A 12,279-nucleotide genomic window follows, 5' to 3' on the forward strand; every position below is an offset into this window, starting at 1 on the left:
ATGAACCTTGGGAGTAAGGCAACCATGACCCAACAGTCCACTGAGCCGAGGACCACGGCGGAAGACGCGGGCGACGGCTCGCGCCAGCCCGCCGGCCGTTCCTGGCTCGACCGGTACTTCCACATATCCGACAGAGGGTCGACGCTCGCGCGGGAGACGCGCGGCGGCATCACCACCTTCATGGCGATGTGTTACATCCTGCTGCTCAACCCCGTGATCCTGGGCTCCGTCCAGGACGTCCAGAAGCACGGCCTCGATCACTCCGCCCTGGTGACCGCCACGGCGCTGGGTGCGGCGGTCTGCACCCTGCTGATGGGCTTCGTCGGCAAGGTGCCGCTGGCCCTCGCCGCCGGCCTCAACGTCTCCGCCGCACTGACCACCCAGGTGGTCCCGCACATGACCTGGCCGCAGGCGATGGGCATGTGCGTGATGTACGGCGTCGTCATCTGCCTCCTGGTCGTCACCGGGCTGCGGGAGATGGTCATGAACGCCATCCCGCTCGCGCTCAAGCACGCGATCACCATGGGCATCGGCATGTTCGTCGCCCTGCTCGGTCTGGTGAAGGCCGGCTTCGTGGGCAAGGGGGCCGGCGGCCCGGTCACCCTCGGCAGCGACCTCTCGGGCCACCTGGTCGGCTGGCCGGTCCTGTTCTTCTGCATCACCCTCCTCCTGATCTTCATGCTCCAGGCCCGCAAGGTGCCCGGCGCCATCCTCATCGGCATCGTCGTCGGCTCCGCGCTGGCCATCGGCGCCACCAAGCTCGGCGGGCTGACGGCCAAGGACTGGGGCGGCACGCCCCCGACCCTGGACGGCAACGCGGTCTCCATGCCGGACTTCGGGCTCTTCGGGCACGTGGAGTTCGGCGGCTGGGGCTCCATCGGCGCACTCAGCGTGACCATGATCGTCTTCACCCTGGTGCTGGCCGGGTTCTTCGACGCGATGGCCACCATCATCGGTGTCGGCACCGAGGCCAAGCTCGCCGACGACAAGGGCCGGATGCCGGGCCTGTCCAAGGCGCTGTTCGTCGACGGCGCCGGCGGTGCGATCGGCGGTCTGACCGGCAGTTCGGGCCAGACCGTGTTCATCGAGTCGGCCAGCGGCGTCGGCGAGGGCGCCCGGACCGGCCTGTCGTCCGTCATCACCGGTCTGCTCTTCGCGGCCTGCCTCTTCTTCACCCCGGTCACCCAGCTCGTGCCCGCCCAGGTGGCCGCCGCCGCGCTGGTCGTCATCGGGTCGATGATGATGAGTGTGGCGGGGCATGTGGACTGGAGCGACCGGGCGACGTCGATCCCGGTGTTCCTCACCGTGGCTCTGATGCCGTTCACTTACCAGATCACCACCGGCGTCGGTGCCGGCGTCATCGCCTACACCGCCATCAAGGCGGCCCAGGGCAAATGGCGCGAGATCGGTGCCTTCATGTGGGTGCTGACCGGCGTCTTCCTCGTCTACTTCTCGCTCCATCCGATCGAGCAGTGGCTGGGCGTCAAGTAACGCCCGCCCTCCCCGCTCTCAGCTACGTTCGAGCGGGGGGACCCCATCATCCGTAAGGAGACCGACATGCTGGATATCGCCGACGAGCTGAACCGGTGGGTCGAGCAGGGACGCACCTTCGCCGTGGCGACGGTCGTGGCGACCAACGGCAGTGCGCCCCGCCAGCCCGGCGCCGCGCTCGCCGTCGACAGCGACGGCACGGCGATCGGCTCGGTCTCCGGCGGATGCGTGGAGGGAGCGGTCTACGAGCTGTGCCAGGAGGCACTGCAGACCGGTCGGCCGGTCCTGGAGCGCTTCGGCTACAGCGATGAGGATGCCTTCGCGGTGGGTCTGACCTGCGGCGGAATCATCGACATCTTCATCGCTCCGGTACGGGCGAGCATCCCCGGCGCCGCCGATGGCGGCCCCGCGGGGAATCCGGTGGACAGCAACGCCGCGACGCTCGCCGCCGCGCTGACCGCCGCCTCCTCAGGGGAGGCGGCGGCGGTCGCGCGGATCATCAAGGGCCCGGACGACCTGCTCGGCCGTGCCCTCCTCGTCCGCCCCGACGGCAGCCACACCGGCACCCTCGGCGGACACCCGGCCCTGGACCGCACCGCCGTCGAGGAGACCGCGCCCTGCTGGACGCCGGGCGGACCACGACGCTGGAGATCGGGGCCGGCCCCGCGTCCGAGGAGGAAGCGGGGGGCGAAGGCGGAGCGCAGCGCAGCGGTTCGCGGTGCGGCCAGCCGGTGCTCCTGCTCGTCGAGTCCTCGGTGCCCGCCCCGCGCATGATCGTCTTCGGGGCGATCGACTTCGCGTCCGCGCTGGTCAGGGTCGGCAAGTTCCTCAACTACCACGTCACCGTCTGCGACGCCCGCCCCGTCTTCGCCACCCGGACCCGCTTCCCGGACGCGGACGAGATCGTCGTCGACTGGCCGCACCGCTACCTCGACTCCCAGGAGCTCGACTCCCGCGCTGTGCTCTGCGTCCTCACCCATGACGCGAAGTTCGACATCCCGCTGCTGGAGCGGGCGCTCAGGCTCCCGGTCGCCTACGTCGGCGCGATGGGCTCCCGCCGCACCCACCTCGACCGCCAGCAGCGGCTGCGGGGACGTCGGACTCACCGAGCTGGAGCTCAACCGGCTGCGCTCGCCCATAGGGTTGGACCTGGGCGCCCGCACGCCCGAGGAGACCGCGCTGTCCATCGCCGCCGAGATCGTCGCCAACCGCCGCGGCGGCACCGGCGCCCCGCTGACCGGCGCGCAACCCCCCATCCACCACGATGCCCCCCGCTCGGTGGGGCGGATCGGCGAGGTTGCCTGACGTAACGTCAAGAGGCGGCGGTGTGGGGCCTGTTGACGCCCCGCCTATTCCCGGGCCTGTCGGGGCGGCGGGAGCCGCGGCGGCACCGCCGCACACGGGATGCACCAGACCTACGGGACCGGCGTACCTGACACCGCCGGTACCGCGGGAGGACGGGCGTGCCGTCCGTCACGGCACGGGCGTGGCGTGGGGGCCGTGCCCGTGCCGGATCGCCTCCGGATCCCGCCTGGGGCCCGGCGCGGCGCCCGGCGGCCCGGAGCGACGGCGCCGCGCCAGCGCGGTCACCCCCAGCGCCAGGGCCAGCAGCGCCAGTCCGGCCGGCACGGTCAGCCCCGCGTGATAGCCGGCGAGCGCGGCGCCCGGCGAGCCGCCGGCCCCGGTCGCCGCGACCGTCACCGCGGTCACCGCCGACAGCCCGAAGGCCGCACCGAACTGGAACGAGGGTACAACAGGCCGCCGGCCAGACCCTGTTCGGCGGGTTCGCGATCCCGTCCGTCGCCACGATCGTCAGCGGCCCGTAGACCAGGGCGAAGGCGACCCCTACCAGCAGCATGCTGGGGAACATCGCCGGGTACGGCCAGTCCGCGCCCACCGGCAGGAACAACGCATAGCCCAGCCCGGCGCACAGCAGGCCGGCGACGATCACCCGGGCGTGCCCGAACCGCCGCACCAGCCGCGGGGTGAGCACCGGCGCCAGCACCGCATCGGCGCCCATCGCCAGCATCGCGTAACTGGTCCGCTCGGCCGACCAGCCGCGCAGCTCCTGGAAGTAGAGCACCGCGACGAACTGGAAGCCGAAGAAGCCCGCGGTGAACAGCAGCCCCATCACGTTGGCCCGGACCAGCGGCCAGGAGCGCAGCAGGCCCAGGCGGACCAGCGGCGCGGCGGACCGCCGCTCGATCACCACGAACGCCGCCAGCAGCGCCACCCCCGCGGTGAGCACCGCCGCGGTGCGCAACACCGGTGCGTGCGCGGCCTGTTCGACGCCGAGGACGAGCAGCACCGCGCCGGTCACGGTGAGCGCGCCGGCCAGGTCCACCGGCGGCCGGCCACCGGCGCGCACCGGGTCCCGCGGCACCAGGCGCAACCCGGCGATCAGCACCAGCAGCGCCGGCACCATCGGCGCGAAGAACACCCAGCGCCAGTCGACCGCGGTCAGCAGCCCGCCGGCGATCAGCCCGGCCGAGAAGCCGCCGCCGGAGGTCCCGGAGTAGATCAGCAGCGCCCGCGGGCGCTGCTGATCTACTCCGGGACCTCCGGCGGCGGCTTCTCGGCCGGGCTGATCGCCGGCGGGCTGCTGACCGCGGTCGACTGGCGCTGGGTGTTCTTCGCGCCGATGGTGCCGGCGCTGCTGGTGCTGATCGCCGGGTTGCGCCTGGTGCCGCGGGACCCGGTGCGCGCCGGTGGCCGGCCGCCGGTGGACCTGGCCGGCGCGCTCACCGTGACCGGCGCGGTGCTGCTCGTCCTCGGCGTCGAACAGGCCGCGCACGCACCGGTGTTGCGCACCGCGGCGGTGCTCACCGCGGGGGTGGCGCTGCTGGCGGCGTTCGTGGTGATCGAGCGGCGGTCCGCCGCGCCGCTGGTCCGCCTGGGCCTGCTGCGCTCCTGGCCGCTGGTCCGGGCCAACGTGATGGGGCTGCTGTTCACCGCGGGCTTCTTCGGCTTCCAGTTCGTCGCGGTGCTCTACTTCCAGGAGCTGCGCGGCTGGTCGGCCGAGCGGACCAGTTACGCGATGCTGGCGATGGGCGCCGATGCGGTGCTGGCGCCGGTGCTCACCCCGCGGCTGGTGCGGCGGTTCGGGCACGCCCGGGTGATCGTCGCCGGCCTGCTGTGCGCCGGGCTGGGCTATGCGTTGTTCCTGCCGGTGGGCGCGGACTGGCCGTACCCGGCGATGTTCCCCAGCATGCTGCTGGTAGGGGTCGCCTTCGCCCTGGTCTACGGGCCGCTGACGATCGTGGCGACGGACGGGATCGCGAACCCGCCGAACAGGGCCTGGCCGGCGGCCTGTTGTACACCTCGTTCCAGTTCGGTGCGGCCTTCGGGCTGTCGGCGGTGACCGCGGTGACGGTCGCGGCGACCGGGGCCGGCGGCTCGCCGGGCGCCGCGCTCGCCGGCTATCACGCGGGGCTGACCGTGCCGGCCGGACTGGCGCTGCTGGCCCTGGCGCTGGGGGTGACCGCGCTGGCGCGGCGCCGTCGCTCCGGGCCGCCGGGCGCCGCGCCGGCCCCAGGCGGGATCCGGAGGCGATCCGGCACGGGCACGGCCCCCACGCCACGCCCGTGCCGTGACGGACGGCACGCCCGTCCTCCCGCGGTACCGGCGGTGTCAGGTACGCCGGTCCCGTAGGTCTGGTGCATCCCGTGTGCGGCGGTGCCGCCGCGGCTCCCGCCGCCCCGACAGGCCCGGGAATGGTAGGCGGGGCGTCAACAGGCCCCACACCGCCGCCTCTTGACGTTACGTCAGGCAACCTCGCCGATCCGCCCCACCGAGCGGGGGGCATCGTGGTGGATGGGGGTGTGCGCGCCGGTCAGCGGGGCGCCGGTGCCGCCGCGGCGGTTGGCGACGATCTCGGCGGCGATGGACAGCGCGGTCTCCTCGGGCGTGCGGGCGCCCAGGTCCAACCCTATGGGCGAGCGCAGCCGGTTGAGCTCCAGCTCGGTGAGTCCGACGTCCCGCAGCCGCTGCTGGCGGTCGAGGTGGGTGCGGCGGGAGCCCATCGCGCCGACGTAGGCGACCGGGAGCCTGAGCGCCCGCTCCAGCAGCGGGATGTCGAACTTCGCGTCATGGGTGAGGACGCAGAGCACAGCGCGGGAGTCGAGCTCCTGGGAGTCGAGGTAGCGGTGCGGCCAGTCGACGACGATCTCGTCCGCGTCCGGGAAGCGGGTCCGGGTGGCGAAGACGGGGCGGGCGTCGCAGACGGTGACGTGGTAGTTGAGGAACTTGCCGACCCTGACCAGCGCGGACGCGAAGTCGATCGCCCCGAAGACGATCATGCGCGGGGCGGGCACCGAGGACTCGACGAGCAGGAGCACCGGCTGGCCGCACCGCGAACCGCTGCGCTGCGCTCCGCCTTCGCCCCCCGCTTCCTCCTCGGACGCGGGGCCGGCCCCGATCTCCAGCGTCGTGGTCCGCCCGGCGTCCAGCAGGGCGGGGTCTCCTCGACGGCGGTGCGGTCCAGGGCCGGGTGTCCGCCGAGGGTGCCGGTGTGGCTGCCGTCGGGGCGGACGAGGAGGGCACGGCCGAGCAGGTCGTCCGGGCCCTTGATGATCCGCGCGACCGCCGCCGCCTCCCCTGAGGAGGCGGCGGTCAGCGCGGCGGCGAGCGTCGCGGCGTTGCTGTCCACCGGATTCCCCGCGGGGCCGCCATCGGCGGCGCCGGGGATGCTCGCCCGTACCGGAGCGATGAAGATGTCGATGATTCCGCCGCAGGTCAGACCCACCGCGAAGGCATCCTCATCGCTGTAGCCGAAGCGCTCCAGGACCGGCCGACCGGTCTGCAGTGCCTCCTGGCACAGCTCGTAGACCGCTCCCTCCCACGCATCCGCCGGAGACCGAGCCGATCGCCGTGCCGTCGCTGTCGACGGAGAGCGCGGCGCCGGGCTGGCGGGCGCACTGCCGTTGGTCGCCACGACCGTCGCCACGGCGAAGGTGCGTCCCTGCTCGACCCACCGGTTCAGCTCGTCGGCGATATCCAGCATGTCGGTCTCCTTACGGATGATGGGGTCCCCCCGCTCGAACGTAGCTGAGAGCGGGGGAGGGCGGGCGTTACTTGACGCCCAGCCACTGCTCGATCGGATGGAGCGAGAAGTAGACGAGGAAGACGCCGGTCAGCACCCCACATGAAGGCACCCGATCTCGCGCCATTTGCCCTGGGCCGCCTTGATGGCGGTGTAGGCGATGACGCCGGCACCGACGCCGGTGGTGATCTGGTAAGTGAACGGCATCCAGAGCCACGGTGAGGAACACCGGGATCGACGTCGCCCGGTCGCTCCAGTCCACATGCCCCCGCCACACTCATCATCATCGACCCGATGACGACCAGCGCGGCGGCGGCCACCTGGGCGGGCACGAGCTGGGTGACCGGGGTGACAGAAGAGGCAGGCCGCGAAAGAGCAGACCGGTGATGACGGACGACAGGCCGGTCCGGGCGCCCTCGCCGACGCCGCTGGCCGACTCGATGAACACGGTCTGGCCCGAACTGCCGGTCAGGACCGCCGATCGCACCGCCGGCGCCGTCGACGAACAGCGCCTTGGACAGGCACGGCATCCGGCCCTTGTCGTCGGCGAGCTTGGCCTCGGTGCCGACACCGATGATGGTGGCCATCGCGTCGAAGACACCGGGCCAGCACCAGGGTGAAGACGATCATGGTCACGCTGAGTGCGCCGATGGAGCCCCAGCCGCCGAACTCCACGTGCCCGAAGAGCCCGAAGTCCGGCATGGAGACTGCGTTGCCGTCAGGTCGGGGGCGTGCCGCCCCAGTCCTTGGCCGTCAGCCCGCCGAGCTTGGTGGCGCCGATGGCCAGCGCGGAGCCGACGACGATGGCCGATGAGGATGGCGCAGGGCACCTTGCGGGCCTGGAGCATGAAGATCAGGAGGAGGGTGATGCAGAAGAACAGGACCGGCAGCCGACCCAGGTGGCCCGAGAGGTCGCTGCCGAGGGTGACCGGGCCGCCGGCCCCCTTGCCCACGAGCCGGCCTTCACCAGACCGAGCAGGGCGACGAACATGCCGATGCCCATGGTGATCGCGTGCTTGAGCGCGAGCGGGATGGCGTTCCTGACCATCTCCCGCAGCCCGGTGACGACCAGGAGGCAGATGACGACGCCGTACATCACGCACATGCCCATCGCCTGCGGCCAGGTCATGTGCGGGACCACCTGGGTGGTCAGTGCGGCGGAGACGTTGAGGCCGGCGGCGAGGGCCAGCGGCACCTTGCCGACGAAGCCCATCAGCAGGGTGCAGACCGCCGCACCCAGCGCCGTGGCGGTCACCAGGGCGGAGTGATCGAGGCCGTGCTTCTGGACGTCCTGGACGGAGCCCCAGGATCACGGGGTTGAGCAGCAGGATGTAACACATCGCCATGAAGGTGGTGATGCCGCCGCGCGTCTCCCGCGCGAGCGTCGACCCTCTGTCGGATATGTGGAAGTACCGGTCGAGCCAGGAACGGCCGGCGGGCTGGCGCGAGCCGTCGCCCGCGTCTTCCGCCGTGGTCCTCGGCTCAGTGGACTGTTGGGTCATGGTTGCCTTACTCCAAGGTTCATAGGGGCCCCTCGCCGAGGCGACGAGATTTGGGATGGATATTCGGCCTGCACGACCCGGGGACGGCCCGAGACGAACGTGGTACTGCCTGCGTCGAGTTGGAGCAGGTCAGCCTGGGATGGTGCGGGGAGACTCCGGGCGGTGCGCGAAGGAGGACGGACAGGGGCACCCCTTGCCGCGCACCGCCCGGAGGATCGGGGGCCTGGGGAGGCGGCCCCCAGGCGGTTCTCCGTTACGAACCCGTCAGGTGCTCGGGCCGTACCGGGGTCTTGTTGAGCTCCAGCCCGGTCGCGTTCCGGATCGCCGCGAGGACGGCCGGGGTGGACGACAGGGTGGGGGCATCGCCGATGCCGCGCAGACCGTACGGGGCGTGCTGGTCGGCGAGTTCGAGCACATCGACCGGGATGGTCGGGGTGTCGAGGATGGTGGGGATCAGATAGTCCGTGAAGGAGGGGTTGCGCACCTTCGCGGTCTTGGGGTCGACGATGATCTCCTCCATCACCGCCACGCCCAGGCCCTGGGTGGTGCCGCCCTGGATCTGGCCGATGACGGAGAGCGGGTTGAGCGCCTTGCCGACGTCCTGGGCGCAGGCCAGCTCGATGACCTTGACCAGGCCCAGCTCGGTGTCCACCTCGACGACCGCGCGGTGCGCGGCGAAGGAGTACTGGACGTGGCCGTTGCCCTGACCGGTCGTCAGGTCGAACGCCTCGGTGGGCCGGTGGCGCCACTCCTCCTCCAGCTCGACCACCTCGTCCTCCAGCACGTCGACGATGTCCGCGAGGACCTCGCCGCCGTCGGTGACGACCTTGCCGCCCTCAGCAGGAGTTCGGCGGTCGCCCACGCCGGGTGGTACGTGCCCATCTTGCGGCGGCCGATCTCCAGGACCTTCTCGCGCACCAGCTCGCAGGCGTTCTTGACGGCGCCGCCGGTGACGTACGTCTGACGCGACGCGGACGTCGAACCGGCCGAGCCCACCTGGGTGTCGGCGGGGTGGATCGTCACCTGGTGGACGCCGAGCTCGGTGCGGGCGATCTGCGCGTGGACGGTGACACCGCCCTGGCCGACCTCCGCCATGGCCGTGTGCACGGTGGCGACGGGCTCGCCGGCGATGACCTCCATGCGCACCTTGGCGGTGGAGTAGTCGTCGAAGCCCTCGGAGAAGCCGACGTTCTTGATGCCGACCGCGTAGCCGACACCGCGGACGACGCCCTCGCCGTGCGTGGTGTTGGACAGACCGCCGGGCAGCTGACGGACGTCGGCGCCCTCGCTGGACTCCCACTGGCGCTCGGGCGGCAGCGGCATCGCCTTGATGCGGCGCAGCAGTTCGGCGACCGGGGCCGGGGAGTCGACCGGCTGGCCGGTCGGCATGATCGTGCCCTGCTCCATGGCGTTGAGCCGGCGGAACTCCACGCGGTCCATGCCCAGTTTGTCGGCCAGCTTGTCCATCTGCGCCTCGTACGCGAAGCACGCCTGGACCGCGCCGAAGCCGCGCATGGCGCCGCAGGGCGGGTTGTTGCTGTAGAGCGCGATGGCCTCGATGTCGACGTCGTCGATGACGTACGGGCCGACGGAGAGGGAGGAGGCGTTGCCGACGACCGCCGGGGAGGCCGACGCATAGGCGCCGCCGTCCAGGACGATCTTGCACTTCATGTGCGTGAGCTTGCCGTCCTTGGTGGCGCCGTGCTCGTAGTAGAGCTTCGCCGGGTGGCGGTGGACGTGGCCGAAGAACGACTCGAACCGGTTGTAGACGATCTTGACCGGCTTGCCGGTGCGCAGCGCCAGGAGGCAGGCGTGGATCTGCATCGACAGGTCCTCGCGGCCGCCGAACGCGCCGCCGACGCCGGAGAGCGTCATCCGCACCTTGTCCTCGGGCAGGCCGAGGACCGGGGCGATCTGCTTGAGGTCGGAGTGCAGCCACTGGGTGGCGACGTAGAGGTCGACGCCGCCGTCCTCGGACGGCACGGCGAGGCCGGACTCCGGGCCGAGGAACGCCTGGTCCTGCATGCCGAAGGTGTACTCGCCCTCGACGATGACGTCGGCCCGCTCGCGGGCCTTGGCCACGTCGCCGCGGATGATCGGCTGGCGGTGCACGATGTTCGGGTGCGGGACGTGACCGCTGTGGTGGTCGTCGCGGTTCTCGTGGACGAGGACGGCGTCGGGAGCGGTCGCGGACGCCTCGTCCGTGATGACCGGCAGCTCCTTGTACTCGACCTTGATCTTCGCGGCGGCGCGGCGCGCGGTCTCCGGGTGGTCGGCGGCGACCAGGGCGACGGGCTCGCCGTGGTGGCGGACCTTGCCGTGGGCCAGGACCGGGGTGTCCTGGATCTCCAGGCCGTAGTTCTTGACCTCGGTCGGCAGGTCCTCGTAGGTGAGGACCGCGTAGACGCCGGAGGTCGCGAGCGCCTCGCTGGTGTCGATCGAGACGATCTCGGCGTGCGCGACGGTGGAGCGCAGGATCTGGCCCCACAGCATGTCCTCGTGCCACATGTCGGACGAGTACGCGAACTCGCCGGTGACCTTCAGGATGCCGTCGGGACGGAGCGTGGACTCGCCGATGCCGCCCTTGGTCTGCGACCCCTGCGTGACCTTGGACGGAATACCGGTGGTGCGTGTGTCTGCCATGGCGTCAGACCCCCTCGGGCTCGGACTGGCGGGCCGCGGCCAGGCGCACCGCGTCCATGATCTTCTCGTAGCCGGTGCAGCGGCACAGGTTGCCCGACAGCGCCTCGCGGATGTCCGCGTCGCTCGGGTTCGGGTTGCGCTCCAGGAGCTCGTCGGAGGCGACCAGCAGACCCGGCGTGCAGAAGCCGCACTGCACGGCGCCGGCGTCGATGAACGCCTGCTGGATGGGCGCGAGCGTCGCATGCGGGGAGATGCCGCCCTCGCCGGTCTGCGAGTCGGTGCCCTTGGCGGACCAGCCCTGGGCCTCCTGCAGGGAGGTGCCGCAGGCGCCGCCCTCGTGGCCGCCGCAGGAGCGGTTCTTGGCGAAGTCGGCGAGCCCCTCGACGGTGACGACCTCGCGGCCCTCTACCTGTCCTGCGGCCACCAGGCACGAACACACCGGCACGCCGTCGAGGCGGACGGTGCACGAACCGCACTCGCCCTGCTCACAGGCGTTCTTGGAACCGGGAAGGCCCATCCGCTCGCGCAGCACGTACAGCAGGGACTCGCCCTCCCACACGTCGTCGGCTTCCTGCTTACGGCCGTTGACCGTGAAATTGACGCGCATTACGCGACTCCCTCCGTGCGGGCGGACTGGCCGCGGTAGGACTCCCAGGCCCAGCCGAGCGTGCGGCGGGCCATGATGCCGACCGCGTGACGGCGGTACGAGGCGGTGCCGCGCACGTCGTCGATGGGGTTGCAGGCGGCGGAGCACAGGTCCGCGAACTGCTTGGCGACCGACGGGGTGATGATCTTGCCGTTCTCCCAGAACCCGCCCTCTTCGAGCGCGGCGGCGAGGAAGGCCTCGGCCTCCTTCGCCCGCACGGGGGTGGGTGCGGCCGAACCGATGCCGGTGCGGACCGTACGGGTCTCGGGGTGCAGCGCGATGCCGAAGGCGCACACCGCGATGACCATGGCGTTGCGGGTGCCGACCTTGGAGAACTGCTGCGGGCCGTCGGCCTTGGGCAGGTGCACCGCGCGGATCAGCTCGTCCGCCTGGAGGGCGTTCCGCTTCACGCCGAGGTAGAACTCGTCGATCGGGATCATCCGCACGCCGCGGGCGGCCGACTCGACCTCGACCTCGCAGCCGGAGGAGAGCAGCGCCGGGTGCGCGTCACCGGCCGGGGAGGCGGTGCCGAGGTTGCCGCCGACGCCGCCGCGGTTGCGGATCTGCGGGGAGGCCACGGTGTGCGAGGCCAGGGCCAGGCCCGGCAGCTCGCCCCGCAGGTGCTCCATGATCTTGGTGTACGGGACGGAGGCGCCCAGGCGTACGGTCTTCTCCCCGACCTCCCACTCCCCCAGGTCACCGATCCGGTTCAGGTCGAGCAGGTACTCCGGGCGGCGGTGGTCGAAGTTGATCTCGACCATCACGTCCGTACCGCCCGCGATGGGTACAGCGGTAGGGTGCTCTGCCTTGGCGGCGAGCGCCTCCTCCCAGCTGGCGGGGCGAAGGAAGTCCATGGTTGGCCTCTTCTACGAAATCGGGGCGTTCGCTGCACCTGGTCGGGACCTTCGGACCCTGTCGCCATGGTGCTGTTCATGTCTTGTTAACGCGGTTGGGCT

At 71.6% G+C, this 12,279-nt stretch carries 7 protein-coding genes and 6 pseudogenes; 5 read left to right on the forward strand and 8 right to left on the reverse strand.

Annotated elements, in window-relative coordinates; genetic code table 11:
• Positions 1-24 precede the first annotated feature (24 nt).
• From JNO44_RS32515 to JNO44_RS44580, 4 genes and pseudogenes are all read left to right on the forward strand, one after another.
• Positions 25-1,491, forward strand: coding sequence for an NCS2 family permease (locus tag JNO44_RS32515; RefSeq protein WP_205367428.1), 1,467 nt, complete (start codon positions 25-27; stop codon positions 1,489-1,491).
• A 66-nt stretch (positions 1,492-1,557) separates the two neighbouring features.
• A complete protein-coding gene (locus JNO44_RS44570; protein ID WP_275695775.1) occupies positions 1,558-2,265 on the forward strand; it encodes an XdhC family protein in 708 nt (235 codons plus the stop codon).
• Positions 2,262-2,528, forward strand: a pseudogene (locus JNO44_RS44575) (XdhC family protein); the annotation flags it as partial. The gene JNO44_RS44570 and the pseudogene JNO44_RS44575, both read left to right, overlap by 4 nt.
• Positions 2,470-2,796, forward strand: coding sequence for an XdhC family protein (locus tag JNO44_RS44580; RefSeq protein ID WP_275695814.1), 327 nt, complete (start codon positions 2,470-2,472; stop codon positions 2,794-2,796). The pseudogene JNO44_RS44575 and the gene JNO44_RS44580, both read left to right, overlap by 59 nt.
• Before the next feature lie 7 nt (positions 2,797-2,803).
• Here the strand turns inward: JNO44_RS44580 and JNO44_RS32525 are convergent, their stop codons facing one another.
• Positions 2,804-4,018, reverse strand: coding sequence for an MFS transporter (locus tag JNO44_RS32525; RefSeq protein WP_420882766.1), 1,215 nt, complete (start codon positions 4,016-4,018; stop codon positions 2,804-2,806).
• On the opposite strand from JNO44_RS32525, the pseudogene JNO44_RS32530 reads away from it, so the two are divergent.
• Positions 4,016-5,142 (forward strand): annotated as a pseudogene (locus JNO44_RS32530) (MFS transporter); the annotation flags it as partial. The gene JNO44_RS32525 and the pseudogene JNO44_RS32530 overlap by 3 nt on opposite strands.
• A 113-nt stretch (positions 5,143-5,255) precedes the next feature.
• On the opposite strand, the gene JNO44_RS43870 reads toward JNO44_RS32530, so the two are convergent.
• The 7 genes and pseudogenes from JNO44_RS43870 to JNO44_RS32555 all read right to left on the reverse strand — a co-directional run bounded on the left by JNO44_RS43870 (position 5,256) and on the right by JNO44_RS32555 (position 12,177).
• Positions 5,256-5,828 (reverse strand): XdhC family protein, encoded by a 573-nt coding sequence (locus JNO44_RS43870; protein ID WP_240167751.1) that lies wholly within the window; start codon positions 5,826-5,828, stop codon positions 5,256-5,258.
• Positions 5,829-6,248: 420 nt separating this feature from the next.
• A pseudogene (locus tag JNO44_RS43880) lies at positions 6,249-6,368 on the reverse strand (hypothetical protein); the annotation flags it as partial.
• Positions 6,320-6,493 (reverse strand): annotated as a pseudogene (locus JNO44_RS43885) (XdhC family protein); the annotation flags it as partial. The pseudogenes JNO44_RS43885 and JNO44_RS43880, both read right to left, overlap by 49 nt.
• A 67-nt stretch (positions 6,494-6,560) precedes the next feature.
• Positions 6,561-8,034: pseudogene (locus JNO44_RS32540) on the reverse strand (NCS2 family permease).
• Between the two features lie 253 nt (positions 8,035-8,287).
• A pseudogene (locus JNO44_RS32545) lies at positions 8,288-10,677 on the reverse strand (xanthine dehydrogenase family protein molybdopterin-binding subunit).
• 4 nt (positions 10,678-10,681) lie between these two features.
• Entirely contained in the window at positions 10,682-11,284 is a 603-nt protein-coding gene (locus JNO44_RS32550) for a (2Fe-2S)-binding protein (RefSeq protein ID WP_205367430.1), read from the reverse strand.
• Positions 11,284-12,177, reverse strand: a complete 894-nt coding sequence (locus JNO44_RS32555; RefSeq protein ID WP_073449470.1) for an FAD binding domain-containing protein — start codon at positions 12,175-12,177, stop codon at positions 11,284-11,286. The genes JNO44_RS32550 and JNO44_RS32555 overlap by 1 nt, the downstream gene beginning before the upstream one ends.
• Positions 12,178-12,279: the final 102 nt, after the last annotated feature.

This window comes from Streptomyces noursei (assembly GCF_016917755.1).
Taxonomy (GTDB): Bacteria; Actinomycetota; Actinomycetes; order Streptomycetales; family Streptomycetaceae; genus Streptomyces; species Streptomyces yunnanensis.